This window comes from Streptomyces sp. TLI_171, assembly GCF_003610255.1.
Lineage (GTDB): Bacteria > Actinomycetota > Actinomycetes > Streptomycetales > Streptomycetaceae > Kitasatospora.
The window spans coordinates 2,479,687-2,504,567 of record NZ_RAPS01000001.1 but is presented as its reverse complement, the minus strand read 5'-3'; the positions used below and the strand labels follow the sequence as shown (position 1 = coordinate 2,504,567).

Sequence of the window (24,881 nt, the reverse complement as noted above, 5' to 3'; positions counted from 1 at the left end):
GTGGTGGGCAACTGGAGCTGGCGGGCTGACCGGGGCGTCGACCGGACCGCGATCGGTCCGGTGGTGGGACAGCGCTCCTCCGGTCCCGCCGGAGGCCCCGACCGGGTGGGCGGTTGCTCGCCCGCAGCCGGTCGCTGTCGTGGCACCGAGCATGGTCGGAGGGTGTTTCTCGACCGGTGCCGCGCTGTTTCACCGCCGGAACTTCGACCTCATCGGCGCTCGACCGCCGCTGTGAGAGGTGTCCGCGCACCGCTTCGACCGCGACCCGAACGGGAGAGCCATGGGCGAGAGAACGTTCGCCGCGCTCGGGAGGCGGCTCGATCGGGCCCCATAGCAGGTGATGAGCGTGCGCGGCGGCAGGACCGCCGATCCGAAACGCGATTCGCGGAGAAGTCGGTACGACGCGGTGCGGGAGTGCGTACTCTGCACGAAGGGGAGCGGATTCGAAGATCCGATCCGGGTCCGGCCGGGGAGCTGGCGATGGCAGCAGACGTACGGGTGAGGGGACGGGCGGCCCACTCGGCGGTGCTGCGCGAGTTGCTCCCGCTCTGGGAGGCGGCCCGCCGGGTCGGCGGGCGGACGGTCACCCAGAAGCGCCTCGCCCGGCTGGGCGGCATCGGCCCGTCCACCCTGAACGGCTGGCTGTCGGGTCGCTCGGTGCCCCGCGAACTGGACCGACTCACTGCGGTGGCCGGGGAGTTGGCCCGCGCCGCAGGCCGGCCGGTCCGTCAGGCCCCCTACTGGTCCGCCCTCATGGAAGCCGATCGCGCACGGTCCGAGAGCCCACGGTCCGACGGCGCACAGTCCGAGGGCCCACGGCCGGCGGGTGCGGACTCCCACCGCGCCCCGGCCTTCGACGGGTCGAAGGCCGACAGCCCGACATCCGACCGGCCCCGCGGCGCCGAGCGCCCCGGCGAGCACCGGGCGACACCGCCTTCCTCCGCCCGACGCCCGCCGGTGACCGGGCCGCGTCGCCCGGCCGGCGGGCCCGCGCCCGCCGGCCTGCGGCTGGTGAGCCGTTACCGGTCGGCGCCCCCGGCGGCCGGGGCAGTGCTGGACGCCGCGCTGGACGCGCTCCGCCTGGGCCACCGCCCGGAGTTGCCCGCGGTCCTGCTGGCCGCCGCCGCTCCGCTCTACCTGACGGACCGTGAGCGCGACGCCCTCGAACCGGGGTGGGTGGCCGCGGCCATGGTGTACCTGCGGAAGGCGGTGCCCGGCACGGGCGCGCTGCTGACGGTCGAGGGCCCGGCGGGCGGACCGGCGGAGCAGGCCGCGCCCGGACCGACCGGAGGCGTCGCCGGGCCGGCAGCAGGCGCGGCGGACGGGCACCGGGTGCGGCTGGCCGAGTCGCTGGTGCGGCAGTTGGGGCCGGAACGGGAGAGCCGCCCGGTCCCGCCCGGACTGTGGGACTGCCTCACCAGGCACGCGCACCCCGACGACCGGGCCGCGCTCGCCAGGGCCGCGGCGGGCCGCGGTCTCACCCGGACCGCGATCGGCCTGTGCACCGCGGCCGTCGAGGCGGGCGACCGCGCCGCGCTGTCGGTGGGGGCTGCCATGCTCGCCGAGGCGGGCCGTACCGCGGAGGCTGTCGACTGGTACGGCGCGGCAGCCGACCTCGGAGTGCCGGAGGCACCGATGCGCGCAGCGGAACTGCTGGAACACGGCGGACAGGACGAGCAGGCCGTCGGCTGGTACGACCGGGCCGGTCGGGCCGGCGACGCCGAGGCGCTCTGCCGGGCCGCCGAACTCCTCGGCAGGCGCGGCGAGATCGAGCCCGCGCTGGTCCGCTTCGAGCAGGCCGCCCGGGCCGGCCACCCCACCGCCCGGTACCGGGCCGGGCGGCTGCTGGCCGGAGCCGGCCGGGCAGAGGAGGCCCTGGACCGGTTCGAACGGGCGGCGGCCGACGGGCATCCGACAGCCGCGGCCGAATGCGCCCGGATCTGCGCCGGGGCCGGCCGGATCGACCGCGCCGCCGCCTGGTACGAACGGGCCTGGGAACAGGGCGTCGCGGCCGCCGCGCACGAGGCTGCCCGGATGCTGGAGTCGGCCGGCCGGATCGACCAGGCCGCCGCCTGGTACGAACGCGCGGCCGCGTCCGGCGACGAGACCGCCTGGGACGAGGCCGCCGCCCTGCTGGCCAGGCACGGCCAGTACGGGAACCTGCCCTGGTACGCGCACGTCGGCGACCACCGGGCCCTGCGGGAACGCGCCGAGCAGAGCGAGCGCGACGGCGACCCGGAGACGGCGCTGCTCTGGTACCGGAAGGCGGCCGACGCGGGCAGCGAGACCGCCCTGTTCCAGGCGGCGGACCTGCTCGAACGGCACGGCGACACCGACCGGGCGGTGCACTGCTACGAACTCGCCGCCCGCCGCGGCGACGCCTACGCGATGCGTGAACTCGGCCGGCTGCTGGGCGAATCCGGCCGCCACCGGGAGTCCGCCGGCTGGCTTCTGGCCGCCTTCGAAGCCGGTGACCGGCACGCACTGCCCGCCACCGCTCCGCTCGCGCGGCACCTCGACCGGTGGACGGCGGAGACCCCGGCCTCCCGGGGCCGCGGCGCCGAGGCGGTCCTCCGCCAGGCGCCGTCGCCCGGTCACCTCGCCGCCGACGGGTCGCAGTCGGGTTCCGCCGCGCCGGCGCTCGCCGAGCAGCGCGGCCCGGCACGGCTCCAGGACGCGGTCGACCTGTTGAAGGACGCCGGCCGCTACTTCGAGGCGGACCTGCTGCTGCGCTCCACCGACCGCCCGGAGCCGGACCGACTGCGGGAGGCGGCCCGGATGCTGTCCGGGTCGGTGAGCACCGACCGGGCGATCGCATGGGTGCAGTGCCTTGCCGACACGGGGGACCGGCAGGCCGCCCGCGAGGCCGCGGAGATGCTGGAGAGCCGTGGCCGGATCGACGACGCCCTCGACTGGTACGGGCGGGCGGCGACGGAAGGCGACCGGGACGCCCTGCTCGCCGCGGCCCGGATGCTCGCCGACCGCCGGCGGACCGGCACCGCCCTGGAGTGGTACCGCCGGGCCGCGGACGCGGGCGACCCGCTGGCCCACGGCGAGGCCCTGATGCTCCTTCAGCAGTCCGCGGCCTCCGACCGGTCCATCGGATCGGCCGGGGCCGCCGACCTGCTGCGCCACGGCTGGGAGCCGGACGCCCAGCCCGGCGCGCCGTGGCACGCCGCCGTGCCCGTCCAGTCCGCCCAGCGGGTGGCCGCCGGAACCGCCGCACCTCCGCCCGCCCAGGCCGGGGCGGCGCCGGCCCGCCGTCCGCGCGTCCCCCGGCAGCCCCAGCCAACGCCCGAGCCCGACCGTCCGGTGCAGTCCGAGCGTTGACGGGCCAGGTCGGACCGGGTTGAACCGGGCGGGGGCGTTCCCGTCTTCGTTCCCCCGGCCCTACCGCTCATCGCCGCGCGGCCGGCTGTGAGAGCAGGGAAACCACCCGTGACCGCCGGGCAACCGGGGTGAAACAGCCGTCCGGCAGGCTGGCGCTATGACCACCACCTCGCTCCCCGGCCGCCTCGCCCCGCTGCGGGTGCTGCACGCGGCCCGCCGCCCGGCCCTGGTGCTGGTGGCGCACGGCTCCCACGACCCTGCCGCGGCCGCCGAACTCGGCCGGTTGCACGCCCGACTGCGGCTGGTCCGACCGGAGTTGGACATCCGGCTCGGACACCTGGGCCTGAACGACCCGCTGCTGCCCGAGGTGCTGGACGAGCTGAGCGGCCGGGTGGTGCTGGTGCCGCTGCTGCTCAGCCGCGGCTACCACAGCAAGACGGACATCCCCCGGGTGCTGTCCGCCGCGCCGCACCTGGCGGGGGAGTGTGCCGCCCCGCTCGGCCCGGACCCGCTGCTCACCGAGGCGCTGGTCGACCGGTTGGCGTCGGCCGGTTGGCGGGGCGAACCGGTGGTGCTCGCCGCCTCCGGCTCCCGCGATCCGGACGCCGCACGGGACACCGAGGCGCAGGCCGCGCTGCTGTCCGCCCGCCTGGGCGTCGACGTCCGGCCGGGGTACGTGGCGGCCGGGGGGCCCAGCGTGGCCTCGCAGGTGGCCGAGTTCACGGCCGAGGGGCACTCTGCGGTCGCGGTCGCCTCGTACTTCACCGCCCCCGGGGACTTCGCCAGGCTGGCCGCCGCAGCCGGTGGCGCACTGACCTCCGCCCCGCTCGGCGACCACCCGTTGGTGGCCCGCCTGGTCCTGGAGCGCTACCAGTCCTGCGTCTCCCGGACCGTTCGCCTGGCCGGCTGACCGCCCCGGCTGACCACCCTGGCCGGTCGGCCACCCCGGCCGGCTGACCGCCCCGGCTGACCGCCCGTCGGACTGACAGCCCCGCCGCCGACCTGACCAGCCCTCATCACCTGCGGCCCACCGCCGGCACGACACGAGGTCACACCGGGTCGAGCGCACCCGCCGTGGCGGCCTCGGCGGCCGTCGTCCGCCGCTCGGTGGGCAGGTCGCGGACCCGGCGCATCGGGGAGCACCACAGGATCAGGGCGGCCAGCGGCACGCCGACGGTCATCAGCCACATCGCGGGCCGGACGCCGAGCTCGGTGCCGAGGACGCCGGCCAGCACCGCGCCGAGCGGGATGGAGCCGAAGTTGAGCACCGCGCTGCTGGCGGAGAGCCGGCCGAGCAGCTCCGGCGGGCAGTAGCGCTGCTGGAAGGTCGCCTTGATGACGTTTCCGGCGACGACGCCGCAGGAGGCACCGAACCCGCCGAGCAGGTACCAGACCAGTCCGGCGCCACTGCTGGTCAGCGGGATGAGCACGGCCAGCGCGGGCAGCGCGAGTTCCAGCACCAGCATGGCGCGCGAGGTGCCGAGCCGGGCCGCGACCCGGCGGGCGACGGCGGCGCCGACGATGCCGCCGGTGGAGGCCAGCGCGACCAGCAGGCCGACGGTGCCCTCGCCGATGCCGACCTCGCGGATCAGGAACACCACCAGCAGGGACTGATATCCCGTCAGCACCAGGTTGGACGCGGCGCCGAACAGCGTGAGGGTGCGGAACCAGACGTCGGAGCCGAGCAGTCGCAGTCCCTCGCCGATCTCCTGGCGCAGCGCCCGGCGGGGGCGCTCGCCGCGGCCGGTCTCGCGGTGGCCGATCCGGGCGGTGCACCAGAGCGACAGCAGGAAGGTCGCGGTGTTGGCGAGCAGCCCGTTGACCGGCCCGGCGAGCTGGGCGATCAGGCCGCCGCTGCCGAGTCCGGCGATGCCCGCGGCCGAGGCGCTGCCGTGCAGCTTGGCGTTGCCCTCGGCCTGGTCGGCGGAGTCGAGCAGCTGCGGCAGGTAGGCGGTGTACGCGGTCTGGAAGAACACGCCGGCGGCGCCGGCGAGCAGCGCGACGGCCAGCAGGTGCCACAGGGTGAGCGCGCCCGTGAGCGCGGCCAGCGGGACGGTGGCGTACAGCACCAGCGAGATCGCGGTCGCGGTGAGCATGATCGGGCGGCAGCGCAGCCGGTCCACCCAGACGCCCGCGGGCAGGCCGATCAGCAGCCAGGGCAGCCAGCCCGCGGCGCCGAGCAGTCCGACCTGGAAGGTGCTCGAGTGCAGGGTGCTGACCGCGATCAGCGGCAGCGCCAGACCGGTGACGGCGGAGCCGTACTTGTTGGCGGTCTCGCCGATCCACAGCAGTCGGAAGTCGCGGTGGCGCCGCAGCAGCCCGGCGGCGCGACGGCGGACGGTCGGACCGGAGGGAAGGCCGGAGGCGCTCACCGGACGGTCGGCGGTGCGGGCGGAGGGGGCGGGCACGGTCATGGCCGGTCGGGGTCCTTTCGGGGCAGTGCCTGGATCTGGACGATGACCGGCCGCGCGGCCGGGTCGGTGGCGGCGTCCGGGTCGGGGGTGTGGCGGGCGACGACGGCGGACAGTTCCTCGTTGAGGGCGCGGAGCTGATCGGGCGTCAGTCGCAGGTTGCTCCAGTCGGTGATGGAGCCGGCGCCGCGCCAGTCGCCCTCCCACTCGGCGGCCAGCGAGTCGGCGACCCGCTGGTACTGCCGGCGCAGGTTCTCGGCCTGGAAGACCGAGAGCGCGGCCCGGGAGGACGGGTCCTGGTCGAAGTCGGTGGCGCTCAGCACGATCGCGCCGCGCACGGCGCGCCACCAGCGTTCCCGCTTGGTGCCGCGGTCGGGCTCCTCCTCGATGAAGCCGTGCTCGGCGAGGTGCCGCAGGTGCCAGCTGATGGTGCCGGTGGACTCGCCGGTGCGGTCGGCGAGCCGCGCGGAGGTGGCGGGGCCGTTCAGCCGCAGTTCGTCCAGCAGCCGCATCCGCAGCGGGTGGGCGAGTCCACGCAGCGAGCCGGCGTCCAGCTTGCGGCGCGGGTTGCCGCCCTGGGGAGCGGTCGCGGAGGGGTCTTCGGGGCGGTGCTCGTTCATGGCTCCACACTAGGATGCAGAGAGTCCTCTGCATAGACTTCTCTGCAGAGAAATCTCTGCAACATGCGGACGGCCCACCTCCGCCTCTCCCCGGCCGCCTCCGCCCCTCCCCAACTTCGCTACCCCTCCCCAACTCCCGCCCCGCTGTGGCAGAGTCCGCGCATGACCCGGCTCGCCGATCCCCTGCGCTTCCTCACCGAACTGATCGCCTGGGTGGCCGCGCCCTGGGCGCTCGCCCCGCACTCGATCGCGTTGGCGGTCCTCGCCGACCTGCTGCTGATCGGCCTGCCCACGGTGTTCGCCACCCCGGGCGACAAGAAGCAGGTGCTGGTGGCGGTGCCGGGCTGGGCCACCGTCGGCCTGGTGCTGATGCAGCTCGCCGCCGCCGTGGTCGCCGCCCGCTACGCCTGGCCGACCTGGGCGGCGGTGCTCACCTGCGTGCTCGCCGCGGCCTGCCTGGTGACCGAACAGCCGCGCTGGCGCCGTCTGCTCGCCGCCCCGGGTTCGCGCGGCGCATGACCGAATGTCCGTCACCGGGCGTACGGTGATTGGTATATGAAGACCACCGCTCCGTACGATCCGCCGTCCGAGGCGCGCTGGGTGCCCGAGCCCGACAAGCGGCCAGGCCGCACCGCCTTCCAACGCGACCGCGCCCGGGTGCTGCACTCCGCAGCGCTGCGCCGTCTGGCCGGGACGACCCAGGTGGTCGCGCCGATGCGCAGCGACTTCCCGCGCACCCGGCTCACGCACTCGCTGGAGTGCGCGCAGGTCGGGCGGGAGCTGGGCGCGGCGCTCGGCTGCGATCCGGATCTGGTGGAGACCGCCTGCCTGGCCCACGACATCGGCCACCCGCCGTTCGGCCACACCGGCGAGGAGGCGCTCGACCAGGCCGCCGAGGCGTGCGGCGGCTTCGAGGGGAACGCGCAGTCGCTGCGCATCCTGACCAGGCTGGAGCCCAAGCGCTTCGCCCCGCTGACCGAGCCCGAGGTCCGGCTGGCCCCGTGGCCCGGCCGCAGCGTCGGCCTCAACCTGACCCGCGCCGCGCTGGACGCCGCGACCAAGTACCCGTGGGCGCGCGGCGGCCACCCCACCGAACCGGGCTCCACCAAGTACGGCGTGTACGGGGACGACCTGCCGGTCTTCCGCTGGCTGCGCACGGGCGCGCCGGACGGCCGCAGGTGCTTCGAGGCCACCGTGATGGACTGGTCGGACGACGTCGCCTACTCCACCCACGACGTGGAGGACGGGCTGCAGGCCGGCCACATCGACCCGGCCGCGCTGCGCTCCCCGGAGGAGCGCGCCGAACTGTTCAAGACCGCCGAGCGGTTCGCGGCCGAGGCCGAGCCGGAGGAGTTCGGCGAGGCGCTGGACCGGCTGCAGGCCGAGGAGTGGTGGCCGTCCGGCTACGACGGCACCGCCCGCGCCCGGGCCGGCCTGAAGGACTTCACCAGCCAGCTGATCGGCCGGTTCTGCCTGGCCGCCGAGCAGGCCACCCGGGCCCGCTACGGCCCCGGCCCGCTGACCCGCTACGCCGCCGAGCTGGTCGTCCCGCGCGGAGTCCGGCTGGAGTGCGCGGTCCTCAAGGCCGTCGCGGTGCGGTACGTGATGCAGCGCGACGAGCAGGCCCAACTCCGCTCCCGGCAGCGGATCGTGATCGCCGAGCTGGCCGACGCCCTGCTGCGCGACGCCCCGCACGGGCTGGACGGGGTGTTCGCCGCGCAGTACGAGGAGGCCGAGGACGACCGGGCCGCGCTGCGCACCGTGATCGACCGGATCGCCACCCTCACCGACGCCTCCGCGCTCGCCCTGCACGCCAAGCTGGTCACCCGGTAGCCGGGCTCGTACCACCTGCGCTCCCGTAGACTTTCCCGGTGGCCGGTCGGATCAGGGACGAGGATGTGCAGGCGGTGCGTGCCGCCCTGCCGATCGATGCCGTGGTCGGCGACTACGTGCAGCTGGCGAACGGCGGCGGCGCGCAGCTGAAGGGCGTCTGCCCGTTCCACGACGAGAAGTCCGCGTCCTTCTACGTGCACCCGGGCAAGGGCGTCTTCCACTGCTTCGGCTGCGGCGAGTCGGGCGACACGATCACCTTCCTGATGAAGATCGAGCACTGCTCGTTCGCGGAGGCGGTCGAGCGGATGGCCGCCCAGGCGAACATCACGCTGCGCTACGAGGAGGGCGGCTACAGCCCGCGCCACCAGCAGGGCGAGCGGACCAGGCTGGTCGAGGCGCACAAGGTCGCCGCCGCCTGGTTCCAGGAGCAACTGGCCACGCCGGAGGCGGAGATCGGCCGCCGTTTCCTGGCCGAGCGGGGCTTCGACGAGGCCGCCGCCAAGCACTTCGGGGTGGGCTACGCCCCGGTCGGCTGGGAGCACCTGGTGCGCTACCTGCGCGGGCGCGGCTTCACCGACAAGGAGATCTCGGTCGGCGGCCTGGCCTCGCAGGGCCAGCGCGGCGGCCTGATCGACCGGTTCCGGGGCCGCCTGGTCTGGCCGATCCGGGACAGCGCGGGCGACGTGGTGGGCTTCGGCGCCCGCCGGCTGCGCGAGGACGACAACGGCCCGAAGTACCTGAACACCCCCGAGACGCCGATCTACAAGAAGTCCAACGTCCTGTACGGCATCGACCTGGCCCGCAAGGAGATCGCCAAGTCCGGCCGGGCGGTGGTGGTCGAGGGCTACACCGACGTGATGGCCTGTCACCTGGCGGGCGTCACCACGGCGGTGGCCACCTGCGGCACCGCCTTCGGCGAGGACCACATCAAGATCATTCGCCGGCTGCTGATGGACACCTCCACCTACCGCGGTGAGACGGTCTTCACCTTCGACGGCGACGCCGCCGGCCAGAAGGCCGCCCTGCGCGCCTTCGAGGACGACCAGAAGTTCGCCGCCCGCACCTCCATCGCCATCACCCCGGGCGGCATGGACCCGTGCGAACTGCGCCTGGCCCAGGGCGACGACGCGGTCCGCACCCTGGTCGAGAACCCCGTCCCGCTGTTCGAGTTCGCGCTCCGCTCCGCGGTCGCCCGGCACCGGGTGGACACCGCCGAGGGCCGCGCGGCCGCGCTCGAGGAGGCGGCCGGGATCATCGTGAAGATCAAGGACCGGTCGATCCAGCACGAGTACGCCGTCCAGCTGGCCGGCATGGTCGGCATCCTGGACGAGCAGTTCGTGGTCCGCCGGATCTCCCAGCTGGCCCGCTGGCAGCGCGAGAACCAGCAGAACGGCCAGCGCCAGCCGCTGCGCCGCCAGGACGCCGCCGCCCAGCAGCCCGCCCGCCCGGAGCGCCCGACCTTCCGCCTCAACCCGCGCGACCCGGCCCAGTTCGTCGAACGCGAGCTGCTCAAACTCGCCCTGCAGCACCCGGACCTGGTCAGCCCGGCCTTCGACCAGTACGGCGAGGACGAGTTCCCCACCCCGCCGTACCGGGCGGTCCGCCGCGCCATCGGCCAGGCCGGCGGCACCGCGTACGGCGCGAGCCTGCCCGACTTCACCGCCACCGTCCGCGAGGCCAGCCCGGACGACCAGGTGCGCGGCCTGGTCACCGAACTGACCGTGGAGCCGATCCGCTCCCGCCGCAAGGCCGACGAGGTGTACGCGGGGGAGTTCCTGGTCAAGCTGCGCCTGCAGGCCGTGGACCGCCGGGTCGACGAGGTCCGCGCCCACCTGCGCCGGCTCGGCGACCGCGCCACCGCGGAGGAGTCGCACCCGGTGCAGAGCGAGCTGTGGGCCCTGCAGCAGTACGGCCAGCAGCTGCGTTCCCGGGGCGTCGCCGCGCTCTGACCGCGCGTCAGCCGCCGGGCGTCCGCTGGCACTTGTTCGTCCGGCGGGTGCCGCCCGTCCACCTCGCGGCCGCTCACAGGTGCCCGGGCCCGCCGGGCTGGGTATCCCCTCCCGTGTGGCGCGGCACCCCCAGGCCGCGCGCGGCCCTCGGAGGGATGCCCGTGGAGCTATCCGTTGCCCGCCCGCCCCAGACCGCCCCCGTCCGGGACGCCGCGATTCCGCCCCAGCCCGGCCCGCCCGGATCCGACCTGCTCACCCCCGCGGAGCGGCCCGCCGACACGGGCGCGACCCACCTCGCGGACGCCTCGGCCGCCACGACCACCGAAGCCGAAGCGGCAGCCGGCTCCCCGGCGGAGTCCCGGGCGGAGGCCGAGCCCACGCCCGAGGACCTGATCGACGAGATCCCGGAACCCGCCCTGGACGAGGGCACCGGCCCGGCCGCCGACCTGCTGCGCCAGTACCTGCGCGAGATCGGCCGGATCCGCCTGCTGACCGCCGTCGAGGAGGTGGAGCTGGCCCGCGCCATCGAGGCCGGCCTGTTCGCCGAGGAGGCGCTGGACCGCACCCCGGGCCGCGACGAGCGCCTCACCGACGACCTGGACCGCCTGGTGGTCCTCGGCCGGATCGCCAAGCGCCGCCTGATCGAGGCCAACCTGCGGCTGGTGGTCTCGGTCGCCAAGCGCTACGTCGGGCGCGGCCTGACCCTGCTCGACCTGGTCCAGGAGGGCAATCTGGGCCTGATCCGCGCGGTGGAGAAGTTCGACTACGCGCGCGGCTACAAGTTCTCCACCTACGCCACCTGGTGGATACGCCAGGCGATGAGCCGCGCCCTGGCCGACCAGGCCCGCACCATCCGGGTGCCGGTGCACGTGGTCGAGCTGATCAACCGGGTGCTCCGGGTGCAGCGCGGCCTGCTGCAGGAGCGCGGCGTGGAGCCGACCGCCGCCGAGGTCGGCGAGGCGCTGCAACTGACCCCGGAGCGGGTCCGGGAGGTCCTCAAGCTCGCCCAGGAGCCGGTCTCGCTGCACACCCCGGTCGGCGAGGAGGACGACGTCGCGCTCGGCGACCTGATCGAGGACGCCGACGCCGCCTCCCCGCCGGAGAGCGCGGCGTTCCTGCTGCTGCGCGAGCACCTGGACGCCGTGCTGGCCACCCTCGGCGAACGCGAGCGTCAGGTGGTCCAGCTCCGCTACGGCCTCGACGACGGCCGCCCCCGCACCCTGGAGGAGATCGGCCACCTGTTCGGCGTCACCCGGGAGCGGATCCGCCAGATCGAGGGGAAGACGCTGGGCAAGCTCCGCGACCACGCCTTCGCGGAACAGCTCCGCGGCTACCTGGACTGACCGGCGGCGGGCGGCCGGGCGGCCGTCAGTGGTGGAACCCGCTGCGCTGCGGCATCCCCAGCTCGCTGAGCGGCGCGGGCTGGCGCTCCAGCTCGGGCAGCAGCCGCTGCAGGTCGGCCAGCAGCAGCTCGGCCAGGTCGCGGGTGAACCCGTTGCGGCACACCACCCGCAGCACGGCCAGGTCGGTGCGTCCCTCCGGGAAGGTGTAGGCGGGCACCTGCCAGCCGCGTTCGCGCAGCCGGCGCGACACGTCGAACACGTCGAACGGGCAGCCGTCCGCCGTGGTGACCGCGAACACCGGCAGCTCGTTGCCACGGGTGATCAGCCGGAACTGCCCGAGCTTCTCGAACTCGGTCGCCAGGTACTCCGCGACGTCCCGGCAGGCCTGCTGGACCGCGTGGTACCCGGCGAACCCGAGCCGCAGGAACGCGTAGTACTGGGCGACCACCTCCGCGCCCGGACGGGAGAAGTTCAGCGCGAAGGTCGGCATCTCGCCGCCCAGGTAGTTGACCCGGAACACCAGCTCCTCCGGCAGCGACTCGGTGTCCCGCCACAGCGCCCAGCCGACGCCCGGGTACACCAGGCCGTACTTGTGGCCGGAGGTGTTGATCGACGCCACCCGGGGCAGCCGGAAGTCCCACACCAGGTCCGGGTCGAGGAACGGCGCGACCATGCCGCCGGACGCCCCGTCCACGTGCACGGGAATGTCCAGGCCGGTGCGCTCCTGGTGGGCGTCGAGCGCCGCGCAGATCTCCGCGATCGGCTCGTACGAGCCGTCGAAGGTGGAGCCGAGGATGCCGACCACCCCGATGGTGTTCTCGTCGCAGTGCGCCACCGCCTCGTCGGCGGTCAGGTGGTAGCGCTCGCCCTCCATCGGCACCAGCCGCGCCTCGACCTCCCAGAAGTTGCAGAACTTCTCCCAGCAGACCTGCACGTTGACGCCCATCACCAGGTTCGGCCGGGCCCCGGCCGCGTACCGGTCGGCGTTGCGCGCCATCCAGCGCCGCTTCAGCGCCATGCCGGCGAGCATGCAGGCCTCGCTGGAGCCGGTGGTCGAACAGCCCACGGCGGCGGCGGGGTCGGGTGCGTGCCACAGGTCGGCGAGGATGGCCACGCACCGCCGCTCCAACTCGGCGGTCTGCGGGTACTCGTCCTTGTCGATCATGTTCTTGTCGCGGCACTCGGCCATCAGCCGGTCCGCGTACTCGTCCATCTGGGTGGTGACGAAGGTGGCCAGGTTCAGCTTGGCGTTGCCGTCCAGCATCAACTCGTCGTGGATCAGCTGGTACGCGACGGAGGACGGGATCGGCACCCGGGGCAGCTGGTGCAGCGGCGGCGCCAACTGCATCGCGCCCAGCGGGTCGGTCAGCACGTGCAGCGGGCTGAACGGCAGCCGACGGTCTTCGTGTCCCTCACCTTTGTGCAACGCCATGGCGAACTGTCCCTCCACTCGTGGAGGCTCCCACGTTGCCACCGGCCCGCCGCCGCCGCATTCGCGGCGGCGGCCGCCCGGGCGCCCGCCGACGGTCCGTCAGGACCCGGCGGTCTCGGGGTGGTGCTGCTCGCGCATGGCCGCGTACTGCTGGCGCACCGCGCTCCCGACCGCCAGGTCGTGCTCCTGCTCGGGGGCCAGCACGGTGAGGTCCGGCAGCTCCCAGTGCGGCGGCTCGGCCGTCCCGGCGAGCGCCCAGGCCGCCTGCCGGGCCGCACCGCGGGCCGCGTGGTCGCCCGGCGGCGGCACCACCACGGGCAGCCCGAACACCTGCGGCGCGATCTGCTGCACGGCCGGCAGCCGCCCGGCCGTCCCCAGCAGGAACACCCGGTGCACCGCCACCCCGTGCCCGCGCAGCACGTCGAGCGCCTCCGCCAGGTTGCACAGCATGCCCTCGACGGCGGCCCGCGCCACGTGGTGCGGCCCCATCGACTCGGCCCGCAGGCCGGCCAGGGTCCCGGCGGCCTGCGGCAGCTTCGGGGTGCGCTCGCCGTCCAGGTACGGCAGGAAGACCATCCCGTACGAGCCGGGCGAGGACTGCAGCGCCAGCTCGGAGAGGCCCTCCACGTCGGTGCCGAGCATCGCCGCGGTGGAGCGCAGCACCTGCGCGGCGTTCAGCGTGGCCACCATCGGCAGGTGCCGGCCGGTGGCGTCCGCGAACGAGGAGACCAGCCCGGACGGGTCGACCACCGCCCGGTCGTGCACCGCGAAGATCGTGCCGTTGCCGCCGAGCGACACCACCGCGTCGCCCAGCCCCAGCCCGAGGCCCAGCGAGGCCGCCATGTTCTCGCCGGTGCCGGCCGAGATCAGCAGCCCCTCCGGGGTGTGGCCGGCGGGATCGGCCGGGCCGAGCACGTGCGGCACCTTCAGCTCGTGGCCCAGCGCCAGCTTGATCAGGTCCTGCCGGTACTCGCCGGTGACCGGCGACCAGTAGCCGGTGCCGGAGGCGTCGCCCCGGTCGGTGGTGGGGCGCTTCGGGCCGCCCAGCAGCTGCGAGACCAGCCAGTCGTGCGGCAGCAGCACCTCGGCGATCCGCTGCGCCGACACCGGCTCGAACTCGGCCAGCCAGCGCAGCTTGGCGATGGTGTACGTCGGCCCCGGAACGGCGCCGATCGCCTCGACCCAGGGCTGCACCCCGCCCAGCGCGTCCAGCAGCGCGGCCGCCGAACCCGCCGAGCGGGGGTCGTTCCACAGCATCGCGGGCCGCACCAGCACGCCGCCGGCGTCCAGACCGATCAGGCCGTGCTGCTGCGCGGACACGCCGATCGCCCGGACGCCCTCCAGCAGGCCCCCCGCGGCAGCGTCGCCGAGCGAGTGCAGCCAGCTCTGCGGGTCCACCTCGGTGGTTCTGGCGTCCTCGCCCTCCGGCAGCGGATGCGGGGCCCGGCCCTGCCTGAGCACGGCGCCGGTGTCGGCGTCGCACGCGACGATCCGGGTGCGAGTGGTGGAACTGTCGATGCCCGCGACGATGGCCATGCCGAGATCATGCCGCAGTCGGCGGCCGGGGCGGGGCCGACTGCGGCAAGTGTTGCCCAGTCGGTACCGGAACCAACCGGCCGCCGCCCCTCCGCCACAGGTCGGGCGGGTGTCGGGGCTCGGCGGCGGATTGCGGTCCGGGGGCGTTCGGGGGATCAGGGTCGGACGGTGCCCCAGCCGTCGTCCTCCCCGTGGTGCTTGGCGAAGTACGGGACGCGCTCGGTCAGCGAGTTCGGCAGCTTCTCGCCGACCTTGTCGGCCACCGCCCCGGCGGCCTTGCCGGCCACCGCGCCCGCCTGGTGTTTGGCCTTGCCCGCCGCATCCTGCACCCGCGGGTTGTCCCGCAGCTGCCGGGCGGCGCCCGCCAGCTGCTCGTAGCGTTCGCGTCCGGCCCGGGTACCGAGGACGTACCCGATCCCGAGGCCCACGATCAACGACACCTTCCACATGCCCAGGTTCCACCCTTCGTTGCCGCGCGATTGTGTGCCGCGTCTACCCGTCCGGCCGGGCCGTGAACCGCCCTTCCGGTGGCGGGTCCGGGCCAGCCGGAGCCACCGTGCACCAGCATCCTCGCCCGCACCGCAGGACGCGCGCGGGGCGCGCCGGTCCGGGGCGGGGCGCGGCGGGCCCGAGCTGGGGGAGCCCGGCGGCGAAAGCGATTGGCGGAACACCCCCCTGAGTGCGCTAATGTATGTCCCGCAGCGAGCACCGTGGGCCCCGGAGCGATCCGGAGACCGGGGTGGGCGAGGCGGAAGCACGATCCTCCATAGCTCAATTGGCAGAGCAGCCGACTGTTAATCGGCAGGTTATTGGTTCGAGTCCAATTGGAGGAGCGCGGTCCCCCATAGCTCAATTGGCAGAGCAGCCGACTGTTAATCGGCAGGTTATTGGTTCGAGTCCAATTGGGGGAGCTTCACCGGAAGTCTCGGTGACAGTACAGAGCGAGGGCCCTTCGGCGATGCCGAGGGGCCCTCGTGTTTCCCCGGCTGATCGGCTGCCTCCCGGCGAGGCCTTTCGGTTCGGCTCAGTCGCCGTCGGCCTGCCGGTAGAGGTCGGCGATCGGGTCGCCGAAGACCACGCTGTAGGAGATGTCGGGGGAGTCGCCACCCTGCTGGTAGCCCCCTATCACTCCGACCACCCGGCCCTCGTCGGTCACCCAGGGGCTGCCGCTGGTGCCGTCGGCGAACCCGGCGCAGTCGAAGCGCTGCCGGTCGGCTCGGTCGGAGGTGGCGCGGGTCCGGCAGGTGATCGGGAAGTCGTCGGCGTTGGGGTAGCCGGTGACGGTGACCTCCAGACCTGAGCCGGGGCCGCTGCCGAACTGCTCGGCGCCCACCACGTCCTCGATCCGCCGTCCGTCGACCTCCTCAACGGTGAGGAAGGCGACGTCGTACTGCTCGTCGTCCTCCCCGGTTCCCCAGCGGGGGTCGACCGTCACCGCACTGATCGGCCAACTTCCGTACGGAGCCTGCTGGTTGCGATATCCAGGGGCGAACACCAGGCCTTCCACGGGCCGACCGGAGGGGGCCGCGCAGTGGGCGGCGGTGATCAGCAGGTCGCGGTCGCGGCTGTGCACCACGGAGGCGGTGCAGTACCGGTCGCCGTCCAGGCCGTCGAGGAACAGCGGGCCCACCCGGTCGCCGGCCCGGTCCGCGGGGGCGGGCCGGGCGGTGGGCGGCGGCGTCGCGGGCGCCGGGCCGGCGGGCCGGGCGGCCGAGTCGCAGCCTGCGGCGGCGGCCAGCAGGAGGGTCAGCGCACCGGCCGCGGCGACCGGGCCGCGTCCGGCCCGGGGGGAGGTGCGGGGCACCGTCGCTCGCTTCCGCCGGATCTGCCCGCCCGGGTGCCGGGCGATGGTCGGAGCAAGATCTACCAGGGCCCGCACCGGGCGGGCAACCGGCTCTGCGAAACGGGCCTCGGGATGCGGCCGGGGCGGACTCACGCGCGGCCCGCAGCCTGCCGGTGGAGCGCCTGCCGCTTGCCGGCGTACCCGCTGCGCCGGGTCTCGGCGGCACCGCCCCGCGGCTGCACGGGCGCGAAGGCCAGGTCCTGATCCGGGGCGGTGAACGAGGCCGGGCCGCACGACCCGGAGACGGCACGGTCTGCCGTCTCCGGGAGCACCGCCGCTGCCGCACCCGCCGACCGTTTCATCCCGGCCTCCCGCTCGCGCCGACCCGACGATCCAGCGTCACCCGGCAGGTGACGACCCGCCACCGACGCGTCCCCGATGGGCGGATGGCGGCCCCGCAACGGGGCGTCGCCAGGACGCGGACGGGGGCGGGGCCGTGCGTACCCGGATGCGCCCCCGGCGCGCACCACGGGTGATCGACCGGCTATGCTGCCGGGGGCGGCCCTGAGGGGCCGTCTGCTGCTGCCGGGGCCGCTCGTCGGCGCCGGTGGGTCGAGTCGGGGGGCGGTAGCTCAGCCGGTTAGAGCAGGGGACTCATAATCCCTTGGTCGTGGGTTCGAGTCCCACCCGCCCTACCTCGGCCGCTGACCGCCCGTCAGCCGATGGGGCCCCCTGACCAGGCGAAACGCCGGGCTCGCCACGCAACTGTAGAGCACCGGCCCGCGGGCTGGCCGCTTTCTGCGCCGAGATTCACCCGCCAGTGGAGCTCCGACGGGCTCCGAGTGGACATTGCACGGCATCGAGGCCCGCGGATCGGGGATCCGCGGGCCTCTGCCCGTGACGGGGGCGATCAGTACTGGGTGGTGACGGTGACTCCGGAGAAGCCCTGCTCCGCGTAGAGGCTGAAGTACACCCAGCCCGCGGGCGGATCGGTGACGGTCAGCGTCTCGCCGTTGCCGCTGCCGGTGGACCGCGCGGTGTACGAGCCGGTGGTCGCCCAGCCGGTCGGGTTCCAGTAGAGGTCGGCGTTGCCGGTGCCGCCGGCGGTGGTGATGGTCACCTGCTTCACGCCGGCCGGGGGTTCAGGAAGGCGTAGCTGTAGTTGCCGGTGGCGGCCGCGGTGTCGTCGCGGCGGGAGTCCTGCTCGAACCACCGGGTGTCCTGGTGGGTGCAGAGCGGGGCGGCGGGCGCCAGGGTTCCGCAGTCGCCCGCGCCGCAGGCGGCCAGGTAGCCGGCGAAGTCGGCGTCGCAGGAGGTGCCGATGCCGGTGAGGAGGGCGCGGGCGCCGGTGAAGTCGCCGGTGCGGGTCTTCGCCAGGTAGGCGGCGACGTCCTGCGGGTGCGACCGGAGCAGGTAACGCACGGCCAGGTAGCCCCAGTTGTAGACCCGGGTGGAGCCGCTGTTGTCGTAGGTGACCTGAGGGAAGACCCGAGATCGGAAGGTGATCCGGGCCCGTCCGCGCTGCTCCTTCCGCATCCACCGATCGAATGATGCCGGTATCCACCGGAATGCTCGCGGGGTCTGGCCGGTTCGACGACGAATCGATGCCGTGGACGGGGCAAATATGGAGCGGGGACACTGCCCGAGCCGCCGACCGACCGGCCCCCGCATCAATTCGAGGCAATTCCGTGCTGCACCTGCCGTCCCTCCGGAGGAGGACCGTGATGACTGCGATCGACCAGCGCCTGCTCGTGGCCGCACAGGCCGGCGACCTCGCCGCCGCCGAGGCCGCTTTGGCGGACGGTGCCAACGTGGAAGCGCGCGATCCGCACGGGCGGACGCCACTGCTGATCGCGGCCCTCGCCGACCACGTGCCGGTCGCCGAACTCCTCGTCAAGGCCGGCGCCGACCCGGACGCACAGGACGAGCGGGAGGACAGTCCCTGGCTGGTCACCGGCGTCACCGGCAGCGTCGCGATGATGCGCGCCCTGCTGGCCGCCGGGCCGGACTTCGGACTGACCAACCGGTTCGGCGGAGTGAGCCTGATACCCGCGGCCGAGCGCGGCCATGTCGCCTACGTGCGCGCCGTGTTGGACGAGACGGACATCGACGTCGACCACGTCAACCGCCTGGGCTGGACGGCCCTGCTGGAGGCCGTGATCCTCGGTGACGGCGGCCGCGCCCACACCGAGGTGGTCCGCCTGCTGCTGGCCGCCGGAGCGGACGCGCAGCTCCCCGACGCGGACGGCATGACGGCCCTCCAGCACGCCGAGCGGCGCGGCTTCGACACCCTCGCCGACCTGCTCCGGGGCGCCACCACCTCACTGGATCCCGAGAACGGGGGTGCCGCATGACGACCCGCCACCGAGACACCGCACCGCTGCTGCTCCCACCCGGAGCGGACGCGCAGCGCGATCTCGACACCCTGGCCGACCTGCTCCGGGGCGCCACCACCTCACTGGATCCCGAGAACGGGGGTGCCGCATGACGACCCGCGACCGATACACCGCGCCGCTGCTGCTCCCGGCCGGAGCGGACGCGCAGCGCGATCTCGACACCCTGGCCGACCTGCTCCGGGGCGCCACCACCTCACTGGATCCCGAGAACGGGGGTGCCGCATGACGACCCGCGACCGATACACCGCGCCGCTGCTGCTCCCGGCCGGAGCGGACGCGCAGCGCGATTGCGATGCCCTCGCCGACCTGCTTCCGGCCGACACCAGCACGCTCGGTCCCGTGTCCGACCCAGAGAACGGAGGCACCGCATGACGATCCGTTACCGGCGCATCGCGCCGCTGTTGTCGGCGGTCGTGGCGGCGCTCGCCGTCCTGCTGACCGCCTGCGCGGACCCGGGCAGCGGGGCCGAACCCGGCCGGGGCACCGTCGGCTCCTCCGCCCGGTCGGGCACGGCACCGACCGGCGAGGCGCCGTCACCGCCCCCTGGCACGTCGCCGGCCACGCCGCCCGCTCGGGGGACGCTGCTGGTCGCCGACTTCGGGGCGGACACCGTCACCTTCGTCGACCCGCAGCACGGTGCGACCGGCTCGGTGCGGGTCGGCACGGCGCCGTACGCGGTGGTGGTCGGGGCCGACGGCAGGGCCTGGGCGAGCACGGCGGAGGGCGTCGCCGAGATCGACACCCGGGCGCGCACGCTGAACCGGCTGATCCCCTACCGCACCGCGTCCGGACCGGCCGGGACGGGCGAGTACCGGGGCGGCGGCCTGGGTCTGGCCCTGTCGCCGGACGGCAGCCGGCTGTACGTCGGCGTCAACATACCGGGGAAGAACGGGGTGGTGGAGGTCGTCGACACCGCCGCGGGGCAGGTCACCGGGGTTGCCCCGGTCGGGCGGCGGCCGTTCGACGTCGACGTCTCGCCGGACGGCCGGGAGGTCTACGCGACCGGCCACGACTCCTTCGACGTGACGGTGGTGGCCGCGGACAGCCTGGCCACCCGCCGGATCGAGGTCGCGCCGTACGGCACCGAGGGCGGGCTGGGTTCCTGGCTCAAGCCGCACTACGCGGCGGTCCGGCCGGGTGACGGCAAGCTGCTGCTGCCGTTCGAGGGCGAGCGGCTGGCCGTGGTCGATCCGCGCACCGGGCAGGTGGCGGTGGAGCCGATGACGGCCGACACCCACCAGCACGGCACCGCCCTCGCCCCCGACGGCCGGCTGCTGGTGGTCGGCTCCGGCCCGATCACCGGGGACGACCGGGGGCCGAGCCTGACGGTCCGCAACCCCGACGGCAGCGAACGGGTCTACCCGCTCGGCATCCCGCACGAGAACGTGGCGATCTCGGCCGACGGGCGGACGGCGTACGTCACCGGCGGCTTCACCAGGGACGGCTACTGGGACGGGATCACCCTGGTCGACCTCGACACCGGCGCCACCCACCGCCTGGAGGCCGGCCACCGACCGCTGGGGGTGGCCGTGCTCTGACGGACCGTCGGTCGGGCGGCGGGCGGCGGGCGGCGGGCGGCGGGCGGCGGCCTGCGGGCCGGCGTGCGGGAGGGCGGGAGGGAGGGCAGGAGGGCCTCGGCGGGCGAGGCCCTAGGGTGGGCGGATGCTCGTGCCCGCCGCCCTGCCCACGCCGTTGGTGACCGTCGACGACCCGGAGCTCGCCGCGGCGGGCGTGGAGCTGCGGCTGAAGCGTGACGACCTGGCGCACCCGGCGGTGCCCGGCAACAAGTGGCGCAAGCTCGCGCCGAACCTGGAGCAGGCCCTGGCGCAGGGGCGCCGGGGCCTGCTCACCTACGGCGGGGCGTACTCGACGCACGTCCGGGCGGTGGCGGCCGCGGCGAAGGCGCTCGGGCTGGCCAGCGTCGGGGTGATCCGCGGCGCGGAGCTGGCGGAGGCGCCGCGGAACTGGTCGCTGGCCCGGGCCGAACGGGACGGGATGGTGCTGGAGTTCGTCGAGCGCTCCCGCTACCGGGAGGTGGCGGACGGCCGGCGGGAGGCGCGGGAGGGGTACCTCGTCCTGCCGGAGGGCGGGTCGAACGCGCTCGCCGTGCACGGGGCGGCGGTCGTCGGCGCGGAGCTCGCGGGCCAGCTCCCGGGCGGGCCGGACGGGCAGGACGTGGTGTGCTGCCCGGTCGGCACCGGCGGCACGCTGGCCGGGATCGCCGCTGGCCTGCCCGCGGGGGTACAGGCGCTCGGGGTGGCCGTGCTGCGCGGCGGCGAGGGCTACCTGGAGCGTGAGGTGACGGCCCTCCACCAGGCCGCGTACGGACGGGAGTTCGACAACTGGCGGGTGGTGCACGGCTGGCACGGCGGCGGCTACGGCCGGGTGCCGGCCGTGCTGGAACGATTCGCCGCACGGTTCGAGTCCGCCCACGGGGTGCCGGTGGAGCGGCGGTACGTGGCCAAGGCGCTGTGGGCGGTGTACGGCCTGGCCCAGGCGGGCGAGCTGACGGGCCGTCGGGTGACGGTGGTGGTGACGGGGGTCCCGGACCCGCAGGGCTGAGCCCGGCCCCGTCCGCCACCCGCGCCCCCGACGGCCCGGGGTCGGTCAGCCGAAGCTGAGGTCGGAGCAGAGGTCGGTGTCGGCGGGGCGGGTGTTGCCGGTGATGCCGTCCGGGATGGTGGACGGCAGCGCGCTCGGCGAGGCACCGGCGCCGACTCCGGTTCCGGCCCCCGAGCCGGAGGCGTCGGCGGCCCGATCCTGGCCGAGGGTCAGGGTGAGCCCCTCGGCGCCGGTGACGGGGCGGAGTTCGGCGCCGGGGTAGAGCTGGGCGAGGCGTTCGGCGGCGGAGCGCAGCGCGGGCGGGTACTCGATCACCGTGGTCGGCTGGGCGGGCGTGTTGACGCCGATGGTGATGTCCTCGTAGCCGCTGCCGCGCAGCGCGAGCGCGGTACGGCCGGCCAGACCGGCGGTCCTGGCCGCGTTGTGGACGACGATCGGCACCTCGAAGGCCGCGGCGTCCGGGCTGCTGCCGGCCGAAGGGTTCCCGGCCGAAGGGTTGCCGGTTGCCGGGCTGCCGGCCGAGGGGCTGGTGGTCGGCGAGGGCACGGCGCCGGCGGGCGGCGTGGCGGACGGCGTTGCGGTGGCGGCACTGCCCGCGGTGGCGGTGCTGCCGCCGGTGAGGCGGCCGTCGAGGGTGCGGTCCTGGCGCAGCAGGTTCCACAGGATGCTCGCGTCGGGTTCGACCACGGCGACGCGCTCGCCCTGGAACCGCCAGGGGAGGGTGACGAACTGGATGTCGGCGAGCTTGATGTCCTGCAAGGACTGGGCGAACTCGACGAGCTTGTAGGGGGAGCCGAGCTCGGGGTCGACGGTGAGCGACTTGGTGGCGGCGTCGGCCAGCGGCAGCAGCGTGGTCAGGTCGAAGCCCTGGCCCTGCACCTTCTTGATCAGCGAGGACATGAAGGCCTGCTGGCGGAGCATCCGGCCGATGTCGGAGCTGTCGCCGATGCCGTGCCGGGCGCGGACGTAGTCGACGGCCTGCTGCCCGGAGACGGTCTGCCGGCCCTTGGTGAGGTGGATGCCGTACGAGTCGACGTCGTTGGGCACGCACACGTCCACGCCGCCGACGGCGCTGGTGATGGCCGCGAAGCCCTTGAAGTCGACCACCAGGGTGTGGTCGACCCGCAGGCCGGTCAGGGTCTCCACGGTGTTCTGCGTGCAGGCCGGGTTGCCGGCCGCGAACTGGCCGACGGTGAAGGCCGAGTTGAACATCTGGTTGGTCTTGGTGGTGGTCCAGCGCCCGTCCTGGAGCCGGCACGGCGGGACGGTGACCAGGGTGTCGCGGGGGATCGACACGCCGACGGCGTGCTTGTGGTCGGCGTACACGTGGAGCAGGATCGCGGTGTCGGAGTGCCCGACGCCCTCGTCCCCGCCGCCCAGTGCGCTGTTCCCGTCCTCGCGGGTGTCCGATCCGAGCAGCAGGACGTTGACGGGCCGTCCGCCGGTGGTGGCGGTCGGCCCGGCCGGGGGCCGGCTGGAGGCGATGCCCTCGGCGGCGAAGGTCGTGATGTTGTGGTCGAGCCGCTGGTAGTACCAGGCACCGAGTCCGCCGGCGGCGACGACCAGCGCGGCGGCGGCAGCTCCGAGGCCCCGGGCTATTCGTCGGCCGCGGGAGTGGGCCGCGGCGGGGCTCTGATTGGCGTCGGTCATGTGGTCGGCGATCTCTCTGCGCGCAGCGGGAACTGGTGCCCGAGGGCAGGCACGGCCGGCCCCGTCCGCCGCACTGCGGTCGGGGCGCTCGTCACTACTTGGACGGTTCGGCGGCCGGAATGGTTACACGCGAACCATCGGTTTCGAGAGATTTTTCGGGCCGCGCCGCCGGCGCTGCCGGTGGGTCAGTCGTTCGCGGTGGAGTCGAGCATCCGCCGCAGCAGGTCGCGCAGTTGGGCGCGCTCCCGGTCGTCGAGCGCCGCCAGCGGCTCGCGGGCGAAGTTCAGCGACTCGCGCAGCTCGGCCGAGGCGGACACCCCGGCGTCGGTGGCCACCACCAGCTTGACCCGGCGGTCCTGCGGGTCGGACTCGCGGGTCACGAAGCCGCGGCCCTCCAGCCGGTCGACGATGCCGGTGATGTTGGACGGCTCGCAGGAGAGGGTCTGGGCGATGTGCCGCATCGGCATCGGCCCGCGCCGCAGCAGCGCCAGCACCTTGGCCTGGGCGCCGGTCAGCGAGCGGGCGGCGGCGGCCTCCTCGTACTCGCGGTGGAACAGCCCGACCAGGCGCGCCATCAGGTCGACGACCTCCAGCGTGATCGGGTCGGCGGGTGCTGCCTGCGCCTCCGTCATGACCTGCTCCTCCTCCGGCTCGGTACGGTCGAGTCTACCTGAACATTTGACAACATGAACCTTTCATCCGCAGGATTACTTGAGTAGCTAAACGTTTCAGGTTGAGGAGCAAATGATGGCAGACGTGACGGCAGAGCAGAACCTCCCGGCCACCGGTCGCGAATGGCACCTGGTGGCCCGCCCGCAGGGCTGGCCGGTGCCCGAGGACTTCGCACTGGTGGAGGCCCCGGTCCGGCAGCCCGGCCCCGGCGAGATCGTGGTCCGCAACGCCTACCTGTCCGTCGACCCTTACATGCGCGGGCGGATGAACGACGTGAAGTCCTACGTCCCGCCGTACGCGCTCGGGGCGCCGATGGACGGCGGCGCGGTCGGCTACGTGGTCGCCTCGCAGGCCGAGGGCCTCCAGGTCGGCGACGCGGTGCTGCACGGGCTCGGCTGGCGCGAGTACGCCACCCTGGACGCCGCGCACGCCGTCAAGGTCGACCCCGAACTCGCCCCGCTCTCCGCCTACCTGGGCGTCCTCGGCATGCCCGGCCTCACCGCGTACGCCGGGCTGCTGGAGGTCGCCTCGTTCAAGGAGGGCGACACCGTGTTCGTCTCCGGCGCGGCCGGCGCGGTCGGCTCGCTGGTGGGCCAGATCGCCCGGCTCAAGGGCGCGAAGCGGGTCATCGGCTCGGCCGGCTCCGCCGAGAAGGTCGCCACCCTGGTCGACGGCCTCGGCTTCGACGCCGCCTTCAACTACAAGGACGGCCCGGTCGCCGAGCAGCTCGCCCAGGCCGCGCCCGACGGCATCGACGTCTACTTCGACAACGTCGGCGGCGAGCACCTGGAGGCCGCGATCGGCGCGCTCACCGTGCACGGCCGGGTCACCCTGTGCGGCGCGATCGCCCAGTACAACGACACCGGCGCGCCCACCGGGCCGCGCAACCTCGCCCTCGCCATCGGCAAGCGGCTGCGCCTGCAGGGCATGATCGTCGGCGACCACGCCGCGCTGCGCGGCCAGTTCTTCACCGAGGTCGGCGGCTGGCTGCGGGACGGCTCGCTGCGCTCCGACGAGACCGTGGTCGAGGGCGTGGAGAACACCGCGGACGCCTTCCTCGGCATGCTGCGCGGCGCGAACACCGGGAAGATGGTCGTAAAGCTCTGACGGTGCGTCGGCTCACGGGCCGTCAGCACGCCCCCGCCGGACGCGCGATCCGGCGGGGGCGCGTGCTTAGGTCCGTTCGGGGGAGGTGGGCGCTGCGGGGGTAGACCTCCCGGGGGAACCGACTAGCATGGGGTGAAAGCTTGTCCGTTTTGCTCGATTTGATGACCTAATGTCGAATAAGTTGAGCTTCACGGGGTAGCCACTGATTCAGTACCTACCGGCGACGGCGCGAGGCAGCTGGGGAAGGCGACCCTCGT

At 74.4% G+C, this 24,881-nt stretch carries 24 protein-coding genes and 3 tRNA genes; 16 read left to right on the top strand and 11 right to left on the bottom strand.

The annotated features are described in order from the left end of the window. Nucleotides 1-480: 480 nt before the first annotated feature. Nucleotides 481-3,330, top strand: coding sequence for a hypothetical protein (locus BX266_RS11365; protein ID WP_143686907.1), 2,850 nt, complete (start codon nt 481-483; stop codon nt 3,328-3,330). Between the two features lie 157 nt (nt 3,331-3,487). Then, nucleotides 3,488-4,240, top strand: a complete 753-nt coding sequence (locus tag BX266_RS11360) for a sirohydrochlorin chelatase (RefSeq protein WP_099899025.1) — start codon at nt 3,488-3,490, stop codon at nt 4,238-4,240. 139 nt (nt 4,241-4,379) lie between these two features. Here BX266_RS11360 and BX266_RS11355 read toward each other — a convergent pair whose 3' ends face one another. Further along, nucleotides 4,380-5,744 (bottom strand): MFS transporter, encoded by a 1,365-nt coding sequence (locus tag BX266_RS11355; RefSeq protein ID WP_259464654.1) that lies wholly within the window; start codon nt 5,742-5,744, stop codon nt 4,380-4,382. Next, nucleotides 5,741-6,361, bottom strand: coding sequence for a transcriptional regulator (locus BX266_RS11350; protein WP_099899023.1), 621 nt, complete (start codon nt 6,359-6,361; stop codon nt 5,741-5,743). Before BX266_RS11350 ends, BX266_RS11355 begins: the two co-directional genes overlap by 4 nt. A gap of 162 nt (nt 6,362-6,523) precedes the next feature. Between BX266_RS11350 and BX266_RS11345 the strand changes: the two genes are divergently transcribed. The 4 genes from BX266_RS11345 to BX266_RS11330 all read left to right on the top strand — a co-directional run bounded on the left by BX266_RS11345 (nt 6,524) and on the right by BX266_RS11330 (nt 11,486). Then, nucleotides 6,524-6,880, top strand: coding sequence for a hypothetical protein (locus tag BX266_RS11345; protein WP_099899021.1), 357 nt, complete (start codon nt 6,524-6,526; stop codon nt 6,878-6,880). 36 nt (nt 6,881-6,916) lie between these two features. After that, a complete protein-coding gene (locus BX266_RS11340) occupies nt 6,917-8,194 on the top strand; it encodes a deoxyguanosinetriphosphate triphosphohydrolase (protein WP_099899019.1) in 1,278 nt (425 codons plus the stop codon). 38 nt (nt 8,195-8,232) lie between these two features. After that, the gene (gene dnaG / locus BX266_RS11335; RefSeq protein WP_099899017.1) at nt 8,233-10,143 is read left to right on the top strand and encodes a DNA primase; all 1,911 of its coding nucleotides are present in this window, start codon (nt 8,233-8,235) and stop codon (nt 10,141-10,143) included. A 155-nt stretch (nt 10,144-10,298) separates the two neighbouring features. Continuing rightward, nucleotides 10,299-11,486, top strand: coding sequence for an RNA polymerase sigma factor (locus BX266_RS11330; protein ID WP_099899015.1), 1,188 nt, complete (start codon nt 10,299-10,301; stop codon nt 11,484-11,486). 25 nt (nt 11,487-11,511) lie between these two features. Here the strand turns inward: BX266_RS11330 and BX266_RS11325 are convergent, their stop codons facing one another. From BX266_RS11325 to BX266_RS11315, 3 genes are all read right to left on the bottom strand, one after another. Then, nucleotides 11,512-12,918, bottom strand: a complete 1,407-nt coding sequence (locus tag BX266_RS11325; RefSeq protein WP_099899012.1) for a glutamate decarboxylase — start codon at nt 12,916-12,918, stop codon at nt 11,512-11,514. A 99-nt stretch (nt 12,919-13,017) separates the two neighbouring features. Next, the gene (locus tag BX266_RS11320) at nt 13,018-14,454 is read right to left on the bottom strand and encodes an FGGY family carbohydrate kinase (RefSeq protein ID WP_099899010.1); all 1,437 of its coding nucleotides are present in this window, start codon (nt 14,452-14,454) and stop codon (nt 13,018-13,020) included. 155 nt (nt 14,455-14,609) lie between these two features. After that, on the bottom strand, nt 14,610-14,903 hold the full coding sequence (locus BX266_RS11315) for a hypothetical protein (protein ID WP_099899008.1): 294 nt from the start codon (nt 14,901-14,903) through the stop codon (nt 14,610-14,612). 311 nt (nt 14,904-15,214) lie between these two features. On the opposite strand from BX266_RS11315, the gene BX266_RS11310 reads away from it, so the two are divergent. Further along, a tRNA-Asn gene (locus BX266_RS11310) sits at nt 15,215-15,287 on the top strand. Nucleotides 15,288-15,292: 5 nt separating this feature from the next. After that, nucleotides 15,293-15,365, top strand: a tRNA-Asn gene (locus BX266_RS11305). A 113-nt stretch (nt 15,366-15,478) separates the two neighbouring features. Here BX266_RS11305 and BX266_RS11300 read toward each other — a convergent pair. Then, the gene (locus BX266_RS11300) at nt 15,479-16,258 is read right to left on the bottom strand and encodes a serine protease (RefSeq protein ID WP_099899006.1); all 780 of its coding nucleotides are present in this window, start codon (nt 16,256-16,258) and stop codon (nt 15,479-15,481) included. Between the two features lie 128 nt (nt 16,259-16,386). Continuing rightward, nucleotides 16,387-16,599: a hypothetical protein gene (locus tag BX266_RS39275; RefSeq protein ID WP_099899004.1), complete on the bottom strand. Its 213-nt coding sequence runs from the start codon at nt 16,597-16,599 to the stop codon at nt 16,387-16,389. Nucleotides 16,600-16,858: 259 nt separating this feature from the next. On the opposite strand from BX266_RS39275, the gene BX266_RS11290 reads away from it, so the two are divergent. Beyond that, nucleotides 16,859-16,932 (top strand) — tRNA-Ile (locus BX266_RS11290). 215 nt (nt 16,933-17,147) lie between these two features. On the opposite strand, the gene BX266_RS11285 is transcribed toward BX266_RS11290, so the two are convergent. Together BX266_RS11285 and BX266_RS11280 are read right to left on the bottom strand one after the other, a co-directional pair. Continuing rightward, the gene (locus BX266_RS11285) at nt 17,148-17,366 is read right to left on the bottom strand and encodes a PPC domain-containing protein (RefSeq protein ID WP_099899002.1); all 219 of its coding nucleotides are present in this window, start codon (nt 17,364-17,366) and stop codon (nt 17,148-17,150) included. Beyond that, complete coding sequence (locus tag BX266_RS11280) at nt 17,363-17,773, bottom strand: collagenase (RefSeq protein ID WP_099899001.1); 411 nt, start codon at nt 17,771-17,773, stop codon at nt 17,363-17,365. Before BX266_RS11280 ends, BX266_RS11285 begins: the two co-directional genes overlap by 4 nt. 188 nt (nt 17,774-17,961) lie before the next feature. On the opposite strand from BX266_RS11280, the gene BX266_RS11275 reads away from it, so the two are divergent. The 6 genes from BX266_RS11275 (at nt 17,962) to BX266_RS11265 (ending at nt 21,195) form a co-directional block, all read left to right on the top strand. Next, nucleotides 17,962-18,591 (top strand): ankyrin repeat domain-containing protein, encoded by a 630-nt coding sequence (locus BX266_RS11275; protein WP_099898999.1) that lies wholly within the window; start codon nt 17,962-17,964, stop codon nt 18,589-18,591. After that, nucleotides 18,588-18,725 carry a hypothetical protein gene (locus tag BX266_RS38515; protein ID WP_180290455.1) on the top strand — a complete coding sequence of 46 codons (138 nt, stop codon included), beginning with the start codon at nt 18,588-18,590 and terminating at the stop codon, nt 18,723-18,725. The genes BX266_RS11275 and BX266_RS38515 overlap by 4 nt, the downstream gene beginning before the upstream one ends. Next, entirely contained in the window at nt 18,722-18,859 is a 138-nt protein-coding gene (locus BX266_RS38510; RefSeq protein ID WP_180290454.1) for a hypothetical protein, read from the top strand. The genes BX266_RS38515 and BX266_RS38510 overlap by 4 nt, the downstream gene beginning before the upstream one ends. Further along, nucleotides 18,856-19,005, top strand: coding sequence for a hypothetical protein (locus tag BX266_RS38505; RefSeq protein WP_180290453.1), 150 nt, complete (start codon nt 18,856-18,858; stop codon nt 19,003-19,005). Before BX266_RS38510 ends, BX266_RS38505 begins: the two co-directional genes overlap by 4 nt. Then, nucleotides 19,002-20,171, top strand: coding sequence for a hypothetical protein (locus tag BX266_RS11270; RefSeq protein WP_099898997.1), 1,170 nt, complete (start codon nt 19,002-19,004; stop codon nt 20,169-20,171). Before BX266_RS38505 ends, BX266_RS11270 begins: the two co-directional genes overlap by 4 nt. Before the next feature lie 124 nt (nt 20,172-20,295). Continuing rightward, nucleotides 20,296-21,195 (top strand): 1-aminocyclopropane-1-carboxylate deaminase/D-cysteine desulfhydrase, encoded by a 900-nt coding sequence (locus tag BX266_RS11265; RefSeq protein ID WP_099898995.1) that lies wholly within the window; start codon nt 20,296-20,298, stop codon nt 21,193-21,195. Nucleotides 21,196-21,240: 45 nt separating this feature from the next. Here the strand turns inward: BX266_RS11265 and BX266_RS11260 are convergent, their stop codons facing one another. Further along, entirely contained in the window at nt 21,241-22,845 is a 1,605-nt protein-coding gene (locus BX266_RS11260) for an LCP family protein (RefSeq protein WP_180290452.1), read from the bottom strand. 185 nt (nt 22,846-23,030) lie between these two features. After that, complete coding sequence (locus tag BX266_RS11255) at nt 23,031-23,477, bottom strand: MarR family winged helix-turn-helix transcriptional regulator (protein WP_099898993.1); 447 nt, start codon at nt 23,475-23,477, stop codon at nt 23,031-23,033. Nucleotides 23,478-23,592: 115 nt separating this feature from the next. On the opposite strand from BX266_RS11255, the gene BX266_RS11250 reads away from it, so the two are divergent. After that, nucleotides 23,593-24,624, top strand: coding sequence for an NADP-dependent oxidoreductase (locus BX266_RS11250; protein ID WP_099898991.1), 1,032 nt, complete (start codon nt 23,593-23,595; stop codon nt 24,622-24,624). The last annotated feature ends 257 nt before the right edge of the window (nt 24,625-24,881 follow it).